Annotated in this window: 19 protein-coding genes; 16 read left to right on the top strand and 3 right to left on the bottom strand. The window is 60.4% G+C overall.

Features of this window, described 5'->3' with window-relative positions:
* Positions 1–43 precede the first annotated feature (43 nt).
* Positions 44–2,377, bottom strand: coding sequence for an LPS-assembly protein LptD (locus Q669_RS16570; RefSeq protein WP_022993144.1), 2,334 nt, complete (start codon positions 2,375–2,377; stop codon positions 44–46).
* Between the two features lie 238 nt (positions 2,378–2,615).
* Between Q669_RS16570 and Q669_RS16575 the strand changes: the two genes are divergently transcribed.
* Genes Q669_RS16575 through Q669_RS16585 form a run of 3 tightly spaced genes read left to right on the top strand, consistent with a single transcriptional unit; the run spans position 2,616 to position 5,097 of the window.
* Complete coding sequence (locus Q669_RS16575) at positions 2,616–3,656, top strand: aminoglycoside phosphotransferase family protein (RefSeq protein WP_011786922.1); 1,041 nt, start codon at positions 2,616–2,618, stop codon at positions 3,654–3,656.
* Positions 3,657–3,658: 2 nt separating this feature from the next.
* Entirely contained in the window at positions 3,659–4,345 is a 687-nt protein-coding gene (murU, locus tag Q669_RS16580; RefSeq protein WP_022993145.1) for an N-acetylmuramate alpha-1-phosphate uridylyltransferase MurU, read from the top strand.
* Positions 4,342–5,097 (top strand): DnaJ domain-containing protein, encoded by a 756-nt coding sequence (locus Q669_RS16585; protein WP_036149899.1) that lies wholly within the window; start codon positions 4,342–4,344, stop codon positions 5,095–5,097. Before murU ends, Q669_RS16585 begins: the two co-directional genes overlap by 4 nt.
* On the opposite strand, the gene Q669_RS16590 is transcribed toward Q669_RS16585, so the two are convergent.
* Positions 5,094–6,059, bottom strand: coding sequence for a DUF3530 family protein (locus tag Q669_RS16590; protein WP_022993147.1), 966 nt, complete (start codon positions 6,057–6,059; stop codon positions 5,094–5,096). The genes Q669_RS16585 and Q669_RS16590 overlap by 4 nt on opposite strands.
* 98 nt (positions 6,060–6,157) lie before the next feature.
* Between Q669_RS16590 and rpe the strand changes: the two genes are divergently transcribed.
* The 13 genes from rpe to Q669_RS16655 all read left to right on the top strand — a co-directional run bounded on the left by rpe (position 6,158) and on the right by Q669_RS16655 (position 20,469).
* A complete protein-coding gene (rpe, locus tag Q669_RS16595; RefSeq protein ID WP_022993148.1) occupies positions 6,158–6,844 on the top strand; it encodes a ribulose-phosphate 3-epimerase in 687 nt (228 codons plus the stop codon).
* Positions 6,841–7,530, top strand: coding sequence for a phosphoglycolate phosphatase (locus Q669_RS16600; protein ID WP_014422790.1), 690 nt, complete (start codon positions 6,841–6,843; stop codon positions 7,528–7,530). The genes rpe and Q669_RS16600 overlap by 4 nt, the downstream gene beginning before the upstream one ends.
* 236 nt (positions 7,531–7,766) lie before the next feature.
* Positions 7,767–9,254, top strand: coding sequence for an anthranilate synthase component I (gene trpE / locus Q669_RS16605; RefSeq protein WP_011786928.1), 1,488 nt, complete (start codon positions 7,767–7,769; stop codon positions 9,252–9,254).
* A gap of 16 nt (positions 9,255–9,270) precedes the next feature.
* Entirely contained in the window at positions 9,271–9,849 is a 579-nt protein-coding gene (locus Q669_RS16610; RefSeq protein ID WP_011786929.1) for an aminodeoxychorismate/anthranilate synthase component II, read from the top strand.
* Between the two features lie 18 nt (positions 9,850–9,867).
* The gene (gene trpD, locus Q669_RS16615; protein ID WP_011786930.1) at positions 9,868–10,896 is read left to right on the top strand and encodes an anthranilate phosphoribosyltransferase; all 1,029 of its coding nucleotides are present in this window, start codon (positions 9,868–9,870) and stop codon (positions 10,894–10,896) included.
* A gap of 174 nt (positions 10,897–11,070) precedes the next feature.
* Positions 11,071–11,883: an indole-3-glycerol phosphate synthase TrpC gene (trpC, locus tag Q669_RS16620; protein ID WP_023011302.1), complete on the top strand. Its 813-nt coding sequence runs from the start codon at positions 11,071–11,073 to the stop codon at positions 11,881–11,883.
* Positions 11,884–11,910: 27 nt separating this feature from the next.
* On the top strand, positions 11,911–13,278 hold the full coding sequence (locus tag Q669_RS16625) for an MATE family efflux transporter (RefSeq protein WP_022993150.1): 1,368 nt from the start codon (positions 11,911–11,913) through the stop codon (positions 13,276–13,278).
* An 81-nt stretch (positions 13,279–13,359) separates the two neighbouring features.
* On the top strand, positions 13,360–15,192 hold the full coding sequence (locus Q669_RS16630) for an IucA/IucC family protein (RefSeq protein WP_022993151.1): 1,833 nt from the start codon (positions 13,360–13,362) through the stop codon (positions 15,190–15,192).
* A gap of 25 nt (positions 15,193–15,217) precedes the next feature.
* A complete protein-coding gene (locus tag Q669_RS16635) occupies positions 15,218–17,026 on the top strand; it encodes an IucA/IucC family protein (RefSeq protein ID WP_227501132.1) in 1,809 nt (602 codons plus the stop codon).
* Positions 17,023–18,324 carry an AMP-binding protein gene (locus Q669_RS16640; RefSeq protein WP_022993153.1) on the top strand — a complete coding sequence of 434 codons (1,302 nt, stop codon included), beginning with the start codon at positions 17,023–17,025 and terminating at the stop codon, positions 18,322–18,324. Before Q669_RS16635 ends, Q669_RS16640 begins: the two co-directional genes overlap by 4 nt.
* Positions 18,321–18,590 (top strand): phosphopantetheine-binding protein, encoded by a 270-nt coding sequence (locus Q669_RS16645; RefSeq protein ID WP_022993154.1) that lies wholly within the window; start codon positions 18,321–18,323, stop codon positions 18,588–18,590. The genes Q669_RS16640 and Q669_RS16645 overlap by 4 nt, the downstream gene beginning before the upstream one ends.
* Positions 18,587–19,597 (top strand): DUF6005 family protein, encoded by a 1,011-nt coding sequence (locus Q669_RS16650; protein WP_022993155.1) that lies wholly within the window; start codon positions 18,587–18,589, stop codon positions 19,595–19,597. The genes Q669_RS16645 and Q669_RS16650 overlap by 4 nt, the downstream gene beginning before the upstream one ends.
* On the top strand, positions 19,594–20,469 hold the full coding sequence (locus Q669_RS16655) for a sugar phosphate isomerase/epimerase family protein (RefSeq protein ID WP_011786938.1): 876 nt from the start codon (positions 19,594–19,596) through the stop codon (positions 20,467–20,469). Before Q669_RS16650 ends, Q669_RS16655 begins: the two co-directional genes overlap by 4 nt.
* Here Q669_RS16655 and Q669_RS16660 read toward each other — a convergent pair.
* Positions 20,445–20,735, bottom strand: a complete 291-nt coding sequence (locus Q669_RS16660) for a DUF2218 domain-containing protein (RefSeq protein ID WP_022993156.1) — start codon at positions 20,733–20,735, stop codon at positions 20,445–20,447. The two genes, Q669_RS16655 and Q669_RS16660, sit on opposite strands and share 25 nt — an antisense overlap.
* Positions 20,736–20,750 lie beyond the last annotated feature (15 nt).

Raw genomic sequence — 20,750 nt, forward strand, 5'->3', positions numbered from 1 at the left:
AAATCGTGATCGCAGCCGGGTCGGCCTGCAGATTCAGGTTCGTTCAACGGCGCGGGTTTCCGAACCTCCGGCGCTCGCGCTCGTCGTAGCCGTAGATGGCGTCCGCGATGTTGTCGGATGCACCGCCACTGCCGCCCAGACCTTTCAGTTCAATCCGGAACAGCAAGCGGGTGTCCAGTTCTTCGTCATCAGTCAGGTAGTTCTGGTGCACCACCTGAAAACTCCAGCAGCAGTTGTTATATTCCAGACCGGCAAGGGTGCCCACGGTTCGGTCGAGCTGAGAATCCCAGACCCAGCGACCAATGGCACTGACCTGGTCCGTTACCGGAAAGACCGTTCCAATGTCGGTTTGTTCCAGCTCATCCGGCCGGCTGTAGGTATGTCCGAGTGTCGCCAGGTAACGATAATCCTCGGAGTGGAAAATCAGCTGGCTGCGGCCCTCTTCGGTTTTCCGGATTTCGTGATCCCACAGCAGGGAAGAACGAAGCTCCAGATTGTCGATGGGGTTCAGCACCAACTCGCCCGCCAGCGGTGAGCGGCTCCGGTCGGATGCGCCCTCGCCAAACAGATCCACTTCACGATCTTCGAAATAGCGCACCTGACCAACACTCACCCGAGCCCGCTCCGCACCGGTCAGGAGGTCATTGAAACGACTGGTGAGCGCCACCGTCAACTGGTTGGCGTCACCGACCCGATCCCCGCCGGTAAACCGGTCCCGCCGGAACAGCTGGTCAAAGCGGAAACTGCGGATGCCGGTATCAAAATCCGGGATATAGTTCTGATCGGATTCGGCATCGGCCCAGGCGTAATACAGCCGGGGCTCCAGGGTCTGGTTGTAGGGTAAGTCAAACAGGCTGGATCGACGATCAAAGTACAAACCATTGTCCCACTCGAACACCGGCACGGTGCGGTCAAAGCCGGCGTCACCCAGGGTGTAGTCATCCAGCTCGTAGCGGGTGTAGTCGAGGCTGACCGAGGGACGACTGAAGCCCCAGAGCGCCCTCATGGGCAACGCCAGTTCGGGAATCGCCCGTAACCGCTGGCCGTTGGCCTTGTCCAGGCCGGTAAGGTTCTCATTGTCCCGGTAGAACCAGGTGTACTGGCTTTCCAGGCTGGCCTCAAGCCAGCCGGCTTCCAGCGAGCCACCGTAGATCACTTCCGGCAACTGGGCATAGGGCTTATCAACGTCGGCAATACGGTCAGGGATGGTCTGGTAGCCGTTCAGGTAGGCTTCAAAGTACTGATTGGCTCCGTAGTAACGGACACCACCCCGACGCTGAAGATGCGTCGCCTGGTCTATTTCGAGACTGCGATTCAGATCGCTCAGGTAGTCCTCATCCGAAATCACCGAGTAATCGCCGTAGCCGCTCCAGCCTCCGCCAAATGCCGCCCGGGTGGTGAAATCAAGAGCCCAGCGCTCGCCATTTTCACCCGGATTTTCATCCCGAAAAGCAGAATCATTGTCGATATACCCCAGCTGCAGCACCGATTCGCCATACTGACTGAGGTAGCGCCCCTCCACTTCCGTGAACAGGCCGCGACCGTGGATATACTGCGGTGTGAGGGTGGCATCATAATGGGGTGCCAGATTCAGATAGTACGGCAAGGCCAGATAAGCCCCGCTACCAGCGCTGGACGAGCCAAACTGGGGATACAGGAAACCGGTCTTGCGGCGGTCATCAATCGGGAAGGTAATGTAAGGCCAGTAGAATACCGGCGCATCCAACACTTCCAGCCGCACGTGCCGTGCAGTACCAAAACCTTCCGCCTGATCCAGCTCGATGTCCGATGCCACAATCGACCAGTCGTTCTGGCCCGGACCACAGGTAGTGATCATGCCATCGGAGATAACCACCTGGCTTTCACTGACCCTGGACAGGGATGAGGCCTCGCCCCTGAGTTCCGACTCGTGCAGGAGAAACGTGGCCGTGTTGATATCCAGTTGCCCGGACTGGGTAGAATAGTTCGCGTCCTGCCCGGTCAGCAGAAAGCCTTCACCTCGGCTGACCAGCGGTCCTTGCAGTTGCAATTCGCCGGACTGCTGGTTGTACCGTGCCTCCGCGCCGGTCGCCTGGAACGGACCCTGGCGCAGGCGCACATCACCCTGCAGGTAGAGTTCGCTATCCAGTTCATAGCGGGCGTTCAGGGCACTGGCTTCCAGTGGCATGGAACCCTCAATGCCCTCGCCCGGCACCACGGCGCCATCGCCGCCAACCGTGCCAGGCAGATAACCTCCCTCGCAGAATACCGGCAGCCGACCGGCCACCTCTGGCGGCAATTCACTGCGCGGGCGCCAGTCAATCTCAGCGGCGCTGGGGCTGCTACCCGCCCCCTCGGCACGTACGCCACTCGCTGCCAATGCCACGATGACGGCCAAGCTTGAAAGCCGGAACCTGGCGCACAACAGGGAGGAGCAATGGCTGGGCACGTTGACGAAATTCCTGTTCCATTTGAATGATGGCTGGGCGTAAGGGCACCTAGTTTACACGCGCCCTCAAGGCTTGTTAACGGAAAGCCCGCTGCAATTCCGTTTTACCCTCTTTATACTCCGGTGCAGAGAGTGCCCGGTTAACGCGCCGGCCATCATCCACCGATCCAGGAATGCTGATCTGACCATGGATAACCGTTTGCAGTTGCTGACCCGCTGGGTCAGGCAAATTCCCGGCTTCTCGGCCGCCAGCCCGACACCGGTTTCCGGCGACGCCAGTTTTCGACGGTACTTCCGGGTCTGGAAAGACGTGCCGGGCGGGCAACTCGCCCCCTTCATTGTGATGGATGCTCCACCGGAGCACGAGGACTGCGTTCCGTTTGTGGCCATCGCCCGGCACTGGCATCAACACGGTATCGCCGTGCCCGCCATTGCCGCCGAGGATCTTGAGCAGGGTTTTCTGTTACTGGAAGACCTGGGCAATCTGCTGATGTTAACGGCCCTGGAACAGGGCGATGTGGACACCCTGTATCGGGCCGCGCTGGACGAACTGGCGCGTATTGCCGGGCTGGACGACCCGGCAGACTACCCACTGCCCGCCTATGACCAAGCACTGCTCGACCGGGAGATGGCGCTATTCCCGGACTGGCTGCTGGAAAAACACCTGGGGCTGGAACTCGACAACCAGGAACGGGCGCTGCTGGACACCGCCTTCGGCCTGCTCCGGGAGAGTGCCCTGGCGCAGCCGGAAGTCACCGTGCACCGCGATTACCACTCCCGCAATCTTCTGGTCCGTGATAGCCAGACGGTTCCCGGCGTGATCGATTTTCAGGATGCCGTACGCGGCCCCATCACCTATGATGCCGTCTCCCTGCTCAAAGACTGCTACGTGCGCTGGCCGGAACAGCGACTGGCAAGCTGGCTGGAGCATTTTCGTAACGCCAGCCAGCAGGCCGGTTTGCACCGCGCTGATGCAGATACTTTCCGGCAGTGGTTTGAGCTCATGGGCATGCAGCGCCATCTGAAAGCCGCCGGCATTTTTGCCCGCCTCGCCATTCGCGACGGCAAGACCGGCTACCTGGCTGACATTCCCCGCACCGTCAGTTATCTGCGAGATGCCAGCGCCCGGCAACCAGCCTTCCGGCATTTTCACGAGTGGCTCTGCAGCACCGTGATTCCGGCCATCGAACAGCGCATTGGCCCGCTGCCGGAGCCGGGAGTTCGCTGACCATGAAGGCTATGATTCTCGCCGCCGGCAAAGGCGAGCGTATGCGCCCGCTGACCCTGACCACCCCCAAGCCGTTGCTGTCAGCCGGGGGGCAGCCCCTGATCGTTCATCATATCGAGCGCCTGCGCGACGCCGGTTTCAGCGACATTGTGATCAACCATGCCTGGCTGGGGGAACAGATTGAAGCCCGGCTGGGGGATGGCGAGGCCTTTGGTGTCAGCATTCGCTACTCTGCAGAGGGTGAACCGCTGGAAACCGCCGGTGGCATCATCCGGGCCCTGCCTCTGCTGACCGACGCGGGCGACGACTGGTTCCTGGTGGTCAACGGTGACATCTGGAGCGATTTCGATTTCAGCCAGCTCCAGGCCCCGACCAATGCCGATGCCCTGCTGGTGATGGTTTCTAATCCACCCCACCACCCTGAGGGGGATTTTCATCTTCAGGACAACGGCTTTCTGAACCCTGACGGGACCGAAAAACTCACCTTCTCCGGTATCAGCGTGCTGCACCGGCGCCTGTTTGATGAACTGGACGATTCCGCCGGCAAACTTGGCCCTGTGCTCCGCAGGGCCATGGCCCCCAACCGGGTCACCGGCCTGCATCATAACGGCCAGTGGGTGGACGTCGGCACACCAGAACGATTGCAGAGCCTGGACCAGTGGCTGCACGAAAGGGCCCGGACATCATGAGGCAGAGCAATCCACCCGCCCTGCCGGCGAGAATGGAGTCGTCGTTCCAGGAACTGCTGCAGGAACTGTCCAGTTGCGGACATCAGGCCAGCACCCTGATGGAGCGCGCGCGCCTGCCGCGCTGGTACCGCAAGCCACTATTCTTTTTTCTGGGTTACATTGCCAAGGCCGATGGCCGGGTCCGGGAACCGGACATTCATTATGCCGAAGCCCTGATGAAAGCCCTGGCCCTGTCGGCCAGGCAACGCCGCAAAGCCATCGATCAGTTTCGCAAGGGCAAGGACACTGACCATCTGCCCCTGCGCCAGGGCCTGATGCTGCGCCTGGCCTTACTGCTGTGGCCGGCACCGGCCCTGAAAACCGCTATCTGCCTGTGCCATGGCGCACAAATCCTCGGCCAGCCCGGCAAGGCCCGGCGCTACCGATGCGAAGACGCCATCAGCCATATGGGGTTGCCCGTTGTCATCAGCGATGACATTTTCGAAAGCTACGCCAGCAAAGTGTGGATTCGCACTGCCGCGCCGCCGCAAAAGCCGGCGACCTACGAGCAGGCTTGCCAGATTCTGGGCGTGACCCGGCGAGATTCGCTGGAGACCATCAAACGCGCTTACCGCAAACAGGTTTCCGCCTGCCACCCGGACAAACTGGCGCAACAGAAACTGACGCCCTCGGAAGTGGCGATGGCAAAAGACCGGTTGTTACGCTATCAACAGGCCTGGGAACTGATTCGCCAGAGACATCGGGCACTTTAATCCCCGCTGGCCGACCGGTTTTTCAGCCAGGCACTGACCCGGCTGGCAACCCGCATCGCATCTTCAGCCCGGAGTGGTCGATTGAGGGCCACGGGCTGACGGTCGTAACCGGCCACGTCCGCGCGAGCAAACGCCGCCGCCCGCGCCTGGCCCTCTGCGCCGGAAGGCCCAGCGGAATCATGCAGATCCAGCACCGGCCATCCCTGTCCTCCGTTTCGCTCCTTCAACAACGAGGGCAAGGTAACGGCCTGCCGGGCCGGAAACCGGGGGGCCAGCCAGACCACCGCAGACACGGCAGCGGCGTCCGCCGCCCAGTCCGTGACATAGCCGGCAGACCAGCCAATGCCCAGCACGCCCACACGTTCATAGCCACGCTGCTGCAATACGGCTACCCCGGCGGACAGAATTGTACGAACCGAATTTCGAAAATCTGCGGTCAGGTCATCAAGAGGCGGTTCCTCAGCCACATCAATCATGACCGAATCCGGTGTATTCCCGCCCTGATCCGGGTTCTGTCCGGCGTCATCATCCAGGCCAGGCGCCATGACATCCATTCGATGTCGGCGTATCGCCTCCGGCGGCAGCCCGAGGCCAACCGTCATCACCGCAAGACCCCGCTCCGCCAGCGCCACCCGCAACGATCCCAGCACACCCTCATCGGCCGTCTGGCCTTCGTCGGCCAGTATCAGTAAAGCCCCGGTTGCCGGCGTAACGTATTCGGGCAGGAACAACCCCAACGCCCGGCCTTCGTCGTCCAGATCGAGCCAGACAGCCTGCTCCGGGTAACGCCGTACCAGCGCCCATTCGCCCAAACCCGTTGAAAAGCCCGATCTTGACGCTGGATTAGCCTTGGTCGCGGGTTCCGCTTCCTCACCCCCCTTCGCCTCATCCTGGGCCACAGCGGCGTTCAGCCAGCCGCTGATCAAGAACAGACAAAGTAATCTGATTGCTTTCAACACCATGAGCCAATGCACCTATCCCGCTGCGAAAATCACCGGCAAACTGATAGACTAGCAGGGTTGCCCAGAGGCCGATAATTCACTACCCCGAGAGAGCCCCGATGAATTCATATCTGATTGCCCCATCCATCCTCTCCGCCGATTTCGCCCGCCTGGGAGAAGAAGTCGATAACGTTCTGGCTGCTGGTGCCGACGTGGTGCACTTCGATGTGATGGACAATCATTATGTCCCCAATCTCACCATCGGGCCCATGGTGTGCGAGGCCCTGCGCAAGCACGGCGTTACCGCCCCCATCGACGTGCACCTGATGGTGTCTCCGGTGGATGACCTGATCCGCATGTTTATTGACGCCGGCGCCAGCTACATCACCTTCCACCCGGAGGCCAGCAACCACATCGACCGTTCCCTGCAACTGATCCGCGACGGCGGCTGCAAGGCCGGGCTGGTGTTTAACCCCGCCACCCCGCTGAGCTACATGGACTACGTCATGGACAAGCTCGACATGGTGCTGCTGATGTCAGTGAACCCGGGCTTCGGTGGCCAGAAGTTTATCCCCGGCACCCTCGACAAGCTCAAGGAAGCCCGCAAGAAGATTGATGCCAGCAACTACAACATTCGCCTGGAAATCGATGGTGGCGTGAAAACCGACAACATCCGGGAAATTGCCGAGGCCGGCGCCGACACCTTTGTGGCCGGCTCTGCCATATTCAACACTCCGGATTACAAGGCCACCATCGATGCCATGCGAGAGGAACTTGAGCAGGCCCGCAAGGTGATCGGCGGATGAGCCTGAAAGGCCTGTTCAACGCCCGCTGGCCGGGAGTCGCCCTGTTTGATCTGGACGGCACGCTGGTAGACAGCGCACCGGATCTGGCCGCCGCCGTGGATCAGATGCTGGAGCACCTGGGGCGTAGCCCGGCAGGCCTGGACAAGGTGCGCACCTGGGTTGGCAACGGCGCCCAGGTTCTGGTGCGCCGGGCCCTGGCCGGAAAAACCGATTGGGAACCCGCCACCGCTAAAGATGAGGCGCTGTTCAACGACGCCCTGACCATTTTCTATCATGCCTACGGCCAGCTGAATGGCCGGCATTCCGAGGTATTTCCCGGCGTCCATGACTGCCTGGACCACCTGAGGCAACTGGGCTGCCGGATGGCCGTGGTCACTAACAAACCTGACCAGTTTGTTCAGCCCCTGCTGGAAAAAACCGGTCTGGATCAGTGGTTCGACCTCTCGGTCGGTGGCGATACCCTGCCAGTGAAAAAACCGGACCCGGCGCCCTTGCTGCACGCCATGGAAAAACTGGGCGGCACACGGGGCACCACGGTGATGGTCGGGGACTCGAAGGCAGACGTCAATGCAGCCCTGGCAGCAGGCATCCCCTGCGTCGCCGTCAGGTATGGCTATAACTTTGGCGGCTCCGTTGACAGTCTCGGTGCAGATGCTGTTGTTGATTCGCTGGCCGAGCTTTTGTAATCTCGCAAGGACGTTTTATTTTGAACACATCAATTCGGGAGATTCCTGCCGTGCAGGGACTGAATCTGACTGCAGCGCGAGGCATCCTGACAACCCGCGCAACACGATGGTGGCGATGGCGCACCGGCTGAGCAAGCCCCGGGGCTGATGGCGCATGCCTGCTTGCCCGCACCACCGGTCACAGCGGTGTAACACCGTTCTGACAAAACGCAGATCAGATTTCAGGAAACCGAACCATGACACCCGAGCAATTCCACGAGCTCGCTGAAGCCGGCTATAACCGTATCCCTGTGTACCGCGAAGTTCTGGCGGATCTCGACACTCCCCTCAGCACCTATCTGAAACTGGCCAGCGGCCCATACTCCTACCTGTTTGAATCGGTACAGGGTGGCGAGAAATGGGGTCGCTATTCAATCATTGGCTTACCCAGCCAGGAAGTTCTGAAAGTCTTCGACCACCGCATCGAAGTCAGCCGCAACGGCGAAGTGGTCGAACAGGCAGAGGTCGATGACCCTCTGGCTTTCGTGGACGACTACCAGAAGCGCTTTAACGCCCCGGACCTGCCCGAACTGCCCCGGTTCAACGGTGGCCTGGTGGGCTATTTCGGCTACGACACCGTGCGCTACATCGAAAAGCGCCTGCGCAACAGCTGCCCGCCCGACCAGATCGGCACGCCGGATATTCTGTTGATGGTGTCCAATGAAATCGTGGTGTTCGACAACCTGCGCGGCAAGTTGCATCTGATTGTGCACGTGGACCCGTCTATTGAAGGCGCCTACGAAGCGGCGCAACGCCGCATCGACGAGCTGGAAAGCCAACTGCACCGCCAGACCGCCAACGCCCCCCGCACGCCGGAACATCTACGCGGCAAGGTGGTGGACGAGAGCGACTTTATTTCCGGCTTTACCCAGGACAGATTCGAAGCGGCGGTGGACAAGATCAAAGGCTACGTGCTGGATGGCGATGTCATGCAAACCGTCATCTCCCAGCGCATGTCGATTCCGTTCGAGGCACCACCCCTGAACCTCTACCGTTCGCTGCGCGTGCTCAACCCGTCACCGTATATGTACTTCCTGGATCTGGAAGACTTCCATATTGTCGGCTCATCTCCGGAAATCCTGGCGCGTGTGGAAGATGAGGAAGTCACCGTCCGGCCCATCGCCGGCACCCGCAAACGCGGCGCCACCGATGCCGAGGACAAAGCCCTGGAAAAGGAACTCTTGGCCGACCCGAAAGAGATCGCCGAGCACCTGATGTTGATCGACCTGGGCCGCAACGACGCCGGCCGGGTGTCGGAAACCGGCACAGTGAAGCTGACCGACAAGATGATCGTGGAGCGCTATTCTCACGTGATGCACATTGTCTCTAACGTGACCGGTCGACTGAAAGAAAACACCAGCTGCCTGGACGTGCTGCGCGCCACCCTGCCCGCAGGCACCCTCAGCGGCGCGCCGAAAATCCGCGCCATGGAGATTATTGACGAGCTGGAACCGGTAAAGCGCGGCGTGTACGGCGGTGCGGTCGGTTACCTGTCGTTCAACGGCAACATGGACACCGCCATCGCCATCCGCACCGCGGTCATCAAGGACAACACCCTGCACATCCAGGCCGGCGCCGGCGTGGTGGCAGACTCCATTCCCCGCCTCGAATGGAAAGAAACCATGAACAAGGGCCGCGCCATTTTCCGTGCCGTGGCCATGACCTACAACGACTACGACCATTGAGGCGGAGGAACAGATTATGTTGCTGATGATCGATAACTACGATTCCTTCACCTACAACGTGGTGCAGTACCTGGCTGAGCTGGGTGCCGACGTACAGGTATACCGGAACGACGAAATCACCATTGAACAAATCGAAGCTCTGAACCCCGAGCGACTGGTGATTTCCCCGGGCCCCTGCACGCCGAACGAGGCGGGGATCTCCATGGACGCCATTCGTCATTTCGCCGGCAAACTGCCTATCCTGGGCATCTGCCTGGGCCACCAGTCCATCGGCCAGGTATACGGCGGCGACGTCATCCGGGCAGGCAAGGTAATGCATGGCAAAGTGTCAGCGGTGTACCACAAGGATGCAGGTGTGTTTCGCGGCCTGAACAATCCCTTGCAGGCTACCCGTTACCACAGCCTGGTGATCGACAAGAACACTCTGCCCGATTGCCTGGAAGTGACCGCCTGGACCCGCAACGACGACGGCTCCGTTGAAGAAATCATGGGCGTACGCCACAAGACCCTGCCCATCGAAGGCGTGCAGTTCCACCCCGAGTCGATCATGACCGAACAGGGCCATGAACTGCTGCGCAACTTCCTGAGAACATAACAAGAGGCCGACGACCCCATGGACATGAAACAAGCACTGAACCGCATTGCCTCCAACCTGGACCTGTCCCGGGACGAAATGAAGGATGTGATGCGTATTGTGATGAACGGCGAAGCCACCGACGCCCAGATCGGCGCCTTCCTGATGGGCCTGCGCCTGAAGAGCGAAACCATCGACGAAATCACCGGCGCCACCGAAGTCATGCGCGAACTGGCCACCGGCGTGACGGTTAACGCCGAGCCTTTGGTGGATATCGTCGGCACCGGTGGCGACGGCGCCAACCTGTTCAACGTATCCTCCGCCGCCTCGTTTGTGGTGGCGGCTGCCGGCGGTTATGTCGCCAAGCACGGCAACCGGGGCGTGTCATCGAAAAGCGGAAGCGCCGACCTGATTGAGAAAGCCGGTATCAACCTGAACATGAAGCCGGAAGAAGTCGCCCGCTGTGTCGAGCAGATCGGCGTCGGCTTCATGTTTGCCCCGGCCCATCACGGCGCCATGAAACACGCCATTGGCCCACGCCGGGAACTGGGTTGCCGGACCATCTTCAATATTCTTGGCCCCATGACCAACCCGGCCGGCGTGACCCGTCAGCTGATTGGCGTATTCACCAGGGAACTGTGCCGGCCCATGGCGGAAGTGCTGCAGCGTCTGGGCGCCGAACACATCATGGTGGTCTGTTCGAAAGACGGCCTGGATGAAATCAGCCTGGCCACCGTCACCCATGTGGCGGAACTGAAAGATGGCGAAATCACCGAATATGACCTGACCCCGGAAGACCTGGGCATCAAGAGCCAGTCGCTGGTGGGCCTGTCGGTGGATGGCGCTGATGAGTCACTGGCACTGATCAAGGCCGCTTTCGGCCGCAGCCACGACGAAACCACCGAAAAAGCCCGCGACATGATCGCCCTGAACGCCGGCGCAGCCATTTATGTCGCCGGCCTGGCCAGGACCGCCAAAGAAGGCGTCGATATGGCACTCGATGCCATGGGTTCGGGACTCGCGGCCGGCAAGATGTCAGAGCTGGCTGATTTCTCCCAGTGTTTTTAACGGCCATGAGTTCCTGAAGGCCATTGCCAAGTTTGACGAGCCGGTGATGGGGGCCTTTCCAAAACTGTCTGTAGCCATGGATGGCTACAGCCAAGCCCTACAGGGACGTACTTGTGGGCGTGTTTTGGAAAGGCCCCCATCATCGGCTCCAGCACCCAATTTTGTAGGCACGAGATGACTGAACGACATTTGGACAAAACTCCCACGATTCTCCGGAAAATCGTTGACCGAAAATGGGAAGAAATTGATGAACGTAAGCCCAAGGTTTCGATTGCAGACCTGAAAGCCATGGCCGGCGATCAAGCTCCAGCGCGTGGATTCGCCAATGCCCTGCGCACCCGCATCGAAGCTCAGCGGCCAGCAGTCATTGCCGAGATCAAGAAGGCGTCACCCAGCAAAGGCATCCTGCGAGATCCCTTTGAACCGGAACGCATCGCCGAAAGCTACGAACAAGGCGGTGCGGCTTGCTTGTCAGTGCTGACTGACAGAGATTTCTTCCAGGGCCACGAAGACTACCTGAAAGCCGCCCGCGCGGCCTGCAGCCTGCCGGTGATCCGCAAGGACTTCATGGTGGCGCCCTATCAGGTGTATGAAAGCCGGGCCATTGGCGCCGACTGCATTCTGCTGATTGCCGCCTGCCTGACCAAAGACCAGATGCAGGAACTGGAGGGCATCGCCCATGAGATTGGCCTGGATGTGCTGGTGGAGGTGCATGATGGCGAGGAATTGGACGATGCGCTTACCCTGAGCACGCCGCTGGTAGGCATCAACAACCGCAATCTGCACAACTTTGAGGTGTCGCTGGACACCACCTTTGAACTGCACCACCGGATTGCCGAAAACCGACTGACCATTACCGAGAGCGGGATCATGACCCGTTCAGATGTTGAGGCCATGACCAGCCGGGGCATATACGGGTTTCTGGTGGGTGAGTCGTTCATGCGCGCGCCAGATCCGGGTGAGAAACTGCAGGAGCTGTTTGGCTGATTCACAGGATAAACGGGTGAGGAAAGTATGGACGCAGAGACCGGCAAGGATTCCGACAACCCGATACTGACCGGCCCCTTCTGGCCGGTTTTCTTCCGCTATGCCCTGCCTTCCGTAGCGGGGTTGCTGGCACTGACCACCGCCAACATCGTTGACGGCATTTTCATTGGCAACTTCGCCGGCGCAGATGCCCTGGCGGCTCTGAACCTGCTGATTCCCTGGTTTACCCTGCTATTCGGCATGGCGCTCGCCCTGGCCATTGGTGGTACCGTTCGGGCTGGCCGCTATCTGGGCGAAGGCAGGACCGACGCCGCATCTGCCATCTTCAGCAAGTGTCTGATGGCTACTCTGGCCCTGGCTCTGACCGGAGCACTGGCGGGGCTGTTGTTCCATGATGGGATCTATCGTGTGCTCGGCGCCTCCCCGGACATTTACCCGCTGATGTCCGAGTATTTTCTGGTGATCATCTGGGTGCTGGTGGCCCAGCTGGTCACCATGGTGTTGTATTACTTCGTGCGAGTAGACGGCTTCCCTGGGCTGGCAACCACGGCTCTGGTAACAGGAGCCGCCGCCAATATCCTGCTGGACGCCCTGCTGGTGGGCTACCTGGATTACGGTTTGCGCGGCGCCGCCATCGCCACCGGCCTGGCCCAGGTGCTGCAGTTCGCGGTTCTGGCCTGTTACTTTCTCAAGCCGGAACGCAAGCTTCACTTCCAGCTTCAGCAAAAACACTGGCAGGAGATTCCCCAGGCGTTCGCCAATGGCGTTTCGGAGTGGATCAACGAACTCTCCGTGGGGCTGGTTATGCTGTTGATCAACTGGCTGTTGATGACCACTCAGGGCGTGGCGGGGGTAGCCGCCTTTACCGTGGTGAACTATCTGATCTTCCTGAGCCTGATGGTGTTCTATGGCATTTCAGACGCCATGCACGTGCTGATCAGCCACAACCTCGGGGCCGGCAATGCCGAACGTATCCGGCGCTTCATGGGCTGCGGGGCCACCGTCATTCTGAGCCTGGCACTGACGCTGGTGGTCACGGTGTGGCTGTTTGGAAATCAGGTGGTCCGCCTGTTTCTGGACACCACGGCAGACCCGGCCACCGCGGCCCTGGCAGACCGTTTTCTGACCATCCTGTGGCCGCTGTTTCTGGTCAACGGCATCAACGTGTTGCTGTCGGTCTACCTGACGGCCATGCACAAAGCCCTGCCTTCAGCCCTTGTCGCCTTTTCCAGAAGCCTGGTGCTGCCCGCACTGCTGCTGGTCGGCATTGCCCGCTTTGCGCCGGAATGGCCGCTACTGCTGGCACTGCCACTGGCGGAATGGCTCACCTTCGGCCTCGCAATAGCCCTGTTTTTACGCTTCCGGCCGCAGCGGGTGATCACCGTTCCCGGCTAATTGTAAAAAATGTAAAACCATTTCACATGCAACAGATTCTCATTTAGATTTACTCCAAATTCAGGAATTTGGAGCGTCGACATGGGACCGTCTGCCCGGGCAATTGCCGAACAGGCAAGTTTTCAGGCTTTCCTGCATGGTTACCTTCAGGAAGTTGATCCCGGCGACTGGCAGTCCGCCAGCCAGCGCACCCAGGATCCGACAGGCCGGTTCTCGGGGCCTTGGGTATGCGAACTGACTCTGAACAGCCAGCGCTCCCGCCTGGCCATCGATATTGTCTACCGCTCCGCTCTGGGCCGACACCGCTACGGCAAGGTACGACAGTGGCTCAGCGGTCGTCATTGCTGGGCCGACATCGACCCTTTTCAGGCAATGTGTCTCTTGGCCCGTGAACTCTATGCGTTATCCGGCGGCATGGTGCCCGAACTCCGAAAACTCCGGGAACTGGAGTTCCTGCATCGGCTCACCGACAGCTACGGGGTCATGACCCGTTACGTCGAACACAGGCGCAACGATTCACGCCTTCTGGCCAACCGGTTTATCGATTCAGAGCAGTCTCTGTTGTTCGGACACACCGCCCATCCCACTCCCAAGAGCCGCCAGGGGATGTCGGAATGGCAGCAGCATGCCTACGCGCCGGAGCTGACCGGGCGCTTTCAGCTGCACTACTTTCTGGTTCATCGGGATTGCGTCCTGGAGGATTCTGATGGTCCTTTACCAGCCAGTGCCATGGCCGAATCTCTGTTGCAGGACAGTCAAGCCTCCCTGAACCTGCCGGACAATCATGCCCTGATCCCGGCCCATCCTCTGCAGGCTCAGTGGTTGATGACGCAGCCCGGGGTGCTGGACGCCATCGCCCAGGGGTTGATTCACCCCTTGGGCTCGCTTGGTCCGGAGTTTTCTGCGACGTCATCGGTACGCACTGTTTACTGCGAGCAAGCTGAATGGATGCTGAAGTTCTCCATTCCAGTCAAGGTGACCAACTCGCTGCGGGTCAACAAGGCCCACGAGCTGAAAGCGGGGGTGGTTATGTCCCGGCTGCTCCGGCAAACCGGTTTTGGTGAGGCCGAGCCCGGCTTCCGGATCCTTCAGGACCCGGCCTATCTGACCGTTATGCTACCCGGGCTGACCGAAAGCGGCTTTGAAGTGATTTTCCGGAACAACCCTTTCCCGCCGGGGCAGGACCAGGGGGTGATCAGCATTGCCGCCCTGACCCAGGATCCCCTGCCGGGCCGGAATTCCCGGTTACTGGATCTGATCGAGGGCCTGGCCTTGAACGAGAACCGCAGCCTGGCAGCCGTCAGCCGGGACTGGTTCCAGCAGTATCTATCATGCGCGATTGGCCCGGCACTGCGGCTTTATGATGAGCACGGCATTGGCCTGGAAGCCCATCAGCAGAACAGTCTGCTGGATGTCAGCGGGGGCTATCCACGCTGTTACTACTACCGGGACAATCAGGGTTACTACCTCTCGGAGAGCTTGCGCGGGCCACTCACAGAGCAATGTACCGACCTGAAAGAAACCCCGGAGTTGTTCTACCGGGACGCCATGATCCGGGACAGGTTCTGCTACTACCTGATCGTAAACCAGCTGTTTTCGGTAATTGCCCGCTTTGGCATTGACGACCTGATATCGGAAACCCTGTTGATCCAGCAATTCCGACATTTTCTACATGCCGAGCACAGCCGGCTTGATGGCCCGGCACAGGCGCTCGTCAAGTCGTTACTGGAAGACAGCCGTCTACCCTACAAAGGCAATCTGCTGACCCGGGTCAACGATGTTGACGAGCTGAATGCAGAGCTGGAGATGGCAGTCTACTCCAGTATTGCCAATCCACTCCGCGGCGATACCCGGGCAACACCGAAAGGCAGCACCGCCGCCCTGGCAGTCGAGGTAAGCCATGGTGTTGCCTGAACCGAGAGCCTTATCCAAAGCCCCCATGGCAGGACTGCAACCGGTGACCGCCCTGAGCGAGTTACCGGCCCAACGGGTGCTGCGGCAGCTGCTTGAAGCCCTGATGTTTGAAGGCCTGATTGCGTACCATCCGGGCGATCGCAACCGCACCGGATGGCAATGGCTGAGCTTCCAGGCTGGCAATCTGCACGGACGTTGCCGAGCCCGCATTCGGGGCTTTGGCCGACTGAGACTGGACACCAGTTCCCTGACCCTGGAGCGGAACCAGAAACCGGTGTCGCTCTCGGTGACCACGCTGGTTGCACAGCTTCCGGCAACGAACTCACACCAGCAATCTCTGTTAACGGAGCTGCTGGCCACGATCAGCAACAGTGAACGGCTGGACGCCCTGCGCAAGGCTCGTCATTCCGGAGACCGCCGGAACCTGCATGGCGAAGCTCTGGACAGCGCCCTGCACGAAGGCCACCCCTACCATCCCTGTTTCAAGAGCCGACTCGGATTCCAGGGCGATGATCTGGTGCACTATAGCCCGGAAACCAGCACCGGATTCAGGCTTCATTGGGTGGCAATTCCCCGACACAATCTGGATTCCCAGTTACCGTCTTCAGACATGGCTTTCTGGCAATCAGAACTGGGCCAGGAACAGGCTTATCTGCTACGGGCAGCATTCCACCGGGCGGGCGTTGACTGGCAACAATATGGCGCGCTGCCAACCCACCCATGGCACTGGCAGAAACTCAGCCAGGGTCCCGAGTCCGCCCGGCTTGAGGCACTGGGCATCAAATGCCTGGGGCCTCTGGGAGACCGTTACCATCCAGGGCAGTCGCTCAGGTCTCTATTCAATGCCAGCCGGCCAGCGAAAGCCTGCGTCAAACTGCCTTTGGGCATTCACAATACCTCGTCACGCCGGCATCTGGAGCCCCATTCCGTGCCATCGGCTCCTGTCATCAGCCGTTGGCTCGAGTCCATTGTCGCCGGCGATCCACTGTTTGATACCAACTACCCGCTACGTCTGCTGCCCGAATATGCCAGCCTGGGCGTTGCCGCGCGCGAAGAGCAGGGAGCAAATAATTCGGAGCTTGCGGGGGAGCTGGCCGCCATCTGGCGCGCCAGCATCGGCTCCCGGCTTCATGAGGGTGAGCAGGCCATTCCCTTAAACGCCCTGTTCCAGTGGCAACCTGACGACATGCCCTTTATTCACCCCTGGGTGGAGCATTATGGTGTGGTCCCCTGGCTGGAGGCCACGCTCAAGGCTGTCATTCTGCCAGTCTGGCATATGCTCGCTGCCCACGGCGTCGGTCTTGAGGCTCATGCCCAGAACAGCCTTCTGGTGGCGCGCAGCGGCTGGCCCAGAGCACTGATGCTTCGGGATTTCCACGACAGCGTCGAGTACGCCCGGGACTATCTGCCCCAGACTACCCCCGAACCGAACTTCGGCCCCCGGCAGGCATTCTACGATCAGGCACCGGACAACCAGTACTACCGCATGAGCAACCCGGAGGCCCTGCGCGAGCTGGTGATGGATACCCTGTTTATCTTCAATCTCAGTGAGCTCGCGCTGGTCCTGGAAGAGGCCTACGGATTTAACGAGGCGCGGTTCTGGGATCGGGTCCGGACAATCCTGACTAACTACGCACGACAACACCCGGAGCAGAGGTCCCGCCTGGATCGCCTGGGATGGGATCAACCACACCCGCTCACCGAGTCGCTGCTGCGCAGCAAACTTCAGCCAGACAGCGAGCAGCCTCGCCACCGGGTGCCAAATCCCCTGGCCCCGGGCCCCAACGACACCCTGATGCCCTTCATTGATCACCATCACAAGAGGTTACCGTGACTGCACCTTTGTTCTATGTCGACAACATGCCTTACACGCAACCGGACTGCGACCAGATAGTCCAGTGCCTGGAGGAGCGCCCTGAATTTCAGGAGCCGGCCGGTTGCCGATTTGCGGTCTGCCTGCAGGACACCGCCCACTGGCTGGCCCTGTGCCTCTGGCTGAAACCCCTTGGCGCCAGTGTGTTGCCCATTCATTCCGGCACCCCCTATGCCGCCGCCCGAACCCTGGCCGAGAGCACGGGCTGCACCTACCTGCTGTTCGGCGAGCAACTCCAGAAAGTCACGCCCGAAGTCATTCGCGGGAAAGCGAAGACGACCTGCGCCGAAGGCGGAGAGCTGATTCAGCTCAGCTCCGGCACCACGGGCAACCCCAAAACCATCACACGGCCCTGGAACGACATAGAACGGGAACTGGCCGCCTATGTTGCCCAGTTCACTGAGGCCATGACCTTGATACCGGTGGTCGCATGCCCGGTGACGCACTCCTACGGTCTGATCTGTGGTGTGCTGGCAGCCCTGCAACGGGGGATTGCCCCCCAGGTGATCACCAATCTCAATCCACGCTCTATTCTTGCGCGGCTGCGCGCAGTACCCGAGCATCTGCTCTATGCCTCCCCGACCCTGGTCAGCTTGCTGATACGAATGCTGCCTGAAAAGCAGAGACTGCACAGCGTCATGCTGTCCGGGGCGCCCCTGCCCGCCCCCGTACTGGACCAGCTTCGAAACCGCTGCCTGCGCGTTTGCCAGCAATATGGCTGTTCAGAAGCCGGCTGCGTTGCGCTGAGCCCGGACGTGACCGAGCCTGGCCAACTCGGCCTGTCGTTACCGCATGTGTCAGTGCAGGCCGGGGGCTCCCCTGGGCAACCGGATGAAATCCTGATCACGGTTAAGGCCACCGGGCAGCGCATTCACAGCAGGGATCTGGGCTATTTCGACCAGCAGGGCCAGCTGCATTTCCTGGCCCGCTCCGATGACACCATCAACGTCGCCGGCATCAACGTCTATCCGGGGGCCGTAGAAGACGTGTTCCTTGGCTATCCCGGGATTCGCGAGGCGGTGGCCTTCAAGCAACCGGATGCCTTTGCCGGTGAGCGGGTTTGCCTGCGCTTTGTAGCAGACTCAGAAATAGACACCGACCAACTGCGGCAATGGAGCCGGGGCCAACTGTCACCGCACCAGGTGCCGTCACTGATCGAACAGGTGGAAAGCATCTGCCGGCTCCCGAACGGCAAGGTCAGTCGCCGGCTGTTAACTGAATCCCTCAACCCCAAAGACCTGCGGGAGGTGCCCGCATGAGTTCAGCCACTGCCACCCGAGACGCCATTGAAGCGGTGATTCGAAGCCATCTGCCCAACGCCCGGCTTTCGGCTTTCTCAGCGACTGCCCGCCTCAACGCCGATCTGGCAATTGACTCGATTATGCTGTTGCAACTAATCGTACACCTGGAACTGGAGCACGGCCTGCATATACCCGAAGAAGCGCTGCTGAGCCATCAGCTCGAGACCATTGAGGACCTGGAAGCGCTATTGGTCGCCACAGGCAACCCGGAGGTTTCCCTGTGATCAAAGTGCACTGTTTTGTCAGCTGTGTCTGCGAGATCATCAAACGCACACCCGGTGTGGACCACCGCCCCTTCTACTTTGGCGTATGGGATGCGGACTTCTCGGTCAATGAGGAGCAGGTTCTGTCCTACCACTCGCCCCATACCCGCCACGACCAGTTCCGGGAGTGGTACCGGCTACTGTACGGCGTCACCATTGAATCCTGGTATAACCACCAGCAATCGAAAGAGGCCAACATCGACCGGCTGATTGAACTGGTGGAAACGCGCCCTTCCGATCGTCAGGTCATGGTCATGCTGGACCTTTACCGACTTCCAGAACGGGAAAACAAATTCCACCAGAACCCGTTTCCCCACTACGTGATGTTGGAAGCCACGGAAGATCCGGAGCAGTGGTTCATGTCGGACCCGGATTTTCGCTGGGAGGGTGTGCTGCCCAAAGCCAGAATTCTGGACTCGGTGCGTTCCCCGGCCGCTGCCGGCGGATTCTGTTTCGACGGTCTGGAAATCCGGCATACGCCCGCGGAAACGGTAGCCGCTTATTTCGCCCAGTGCATGAAAGCCGACACCAATCCGTTCACCAATGCCTTGCGGCAGATTCTGCACGCCCATATCGGTCCTGATGCCAGGCAACCACTGGCAAACCTGCCCCGGGCATTCCGGGAGATTCCGGTGATGGCGATTCGCAAGTACGCCTACGAGCACGCCTTTGCCTGGCTGCTGGAGGATCAGGGCCGCACCGCCGAGGGCGATCCGTGGTTCGAAGCGCTGTGCGAGGACATTGACCGGCTGGTGAAAACCTACACCCAGATCCAGTACCGGGCGCTGAAACTGGTGATGTCCGGTAACGCTGCCCTGCTGTCCGGGGTCGAGCAGTTGCTGGACGAGCAGGATCAGCGAGAGTTCTCCATCAAGGACAGCCTGCAGGGCCTGTTTGCAGAATGGCAGCAGCAACACCCTGACCTCACGGTCAACACCCGGACGTCCGCCCTGGAGGTATTGCCATGATTCGCTTCCACCTGTGCACCATCTCGTTCCGCCACCAGTTGGTGTCGTTACCGGAACTCGCCACCTGGGCTGGCGCCACCGGCTTTGACGGTATTGAACTCTGGGGCGTGCATGCCCGGCACCTGTTACAGCAGCCCGGACTGGATGGCCGCTGGCTGCAAAGCCAGGGACTGGCCATTCCCATGGTCAGCGACTACCTGCCGCTAGACGGTAGCGAGCAGGAGGCTATCCACTACACCCGCGAACTCTGCCGGCTGGCCCGACACTGGCAGGCACCCAAACTGCGAACGTTTGCCGGCCATCGGGGCAGCGCCGAGCTCGACCAGAGACAGCGCCAGGCCCAGACCCGACGTCTGCAGACGCTGACCCGTTGCGTCGCAGATGAAGGCCTGACTCTGGTGGTGGAAACACACCCCGGCACCCTGGCCGATACGGTCGACTCCACGCTGACGTTGCTAACCGACGTGGATCACCCGGCCCTGGGTATCAACTTCGACGTCTTGCATGTCTGGGAAGCCGGAGCAGACCCAAAGCTGGCGCTGCAACAAATGGCGCCCTGGGTCAGACATTTTCACTTCAAGAATATCCGTCATCGGGATCAGCTCGGCGTATTTGCTCCGGCTAATGTCTACTCACCGGCCGGTTCCCGGCAGGGAATGGTGCCTGTGCTGGACGGTGCCTGTGACTACCGGCCGCTACTGGACACCCTGGCCGGCTGGCAGCAGTCGCAAACCCATCCGGCCCCACTGGACATTTCCCTGGAGTGGTTCGGCCCGGACAGCTACCGGGTGCTATGCAGCGATCTTCACCAGTTGCGGCAAAACGTTCGCCAGAACCACGCGCAATCTCAGGCGCTGGCCGTCTGCCAGTGAACCTTATCCACCTCATCGCCGGCAAAGCGAATGAGGTGGGAAGCCACCACCTGGCCCAACTCCTCCAGCTCCGTTCCGGTGGCTGACTGGCAGCGCATCAGCAGCTCCCGGTTTGCGGCTTCGAGCCAGCATTCACCAATGGAGAAAGCCAGCCTGCCATCGGTTGCGGTCCACTCAGCCTCAATCTTGTGGCGAAAGTGTTTGCAGAGGCGATTGATCAGGCGACCGGGATCGGTGGTGGCGACTCGGGCATTCATGGTTGGCATGGCAGACTCCTTACC

This window comes from Marinobacter sp. C1S70, assembly GCF_000475355.1.
In the GTDB taxonomy this organism is placed as follows: domain Bacteria; phylum Pseudomonadota; class Gammaproteobacteria; order Pseudomonadales; family Oleiphilaceae; genus Marinobacter; species Marinobacter nauticus.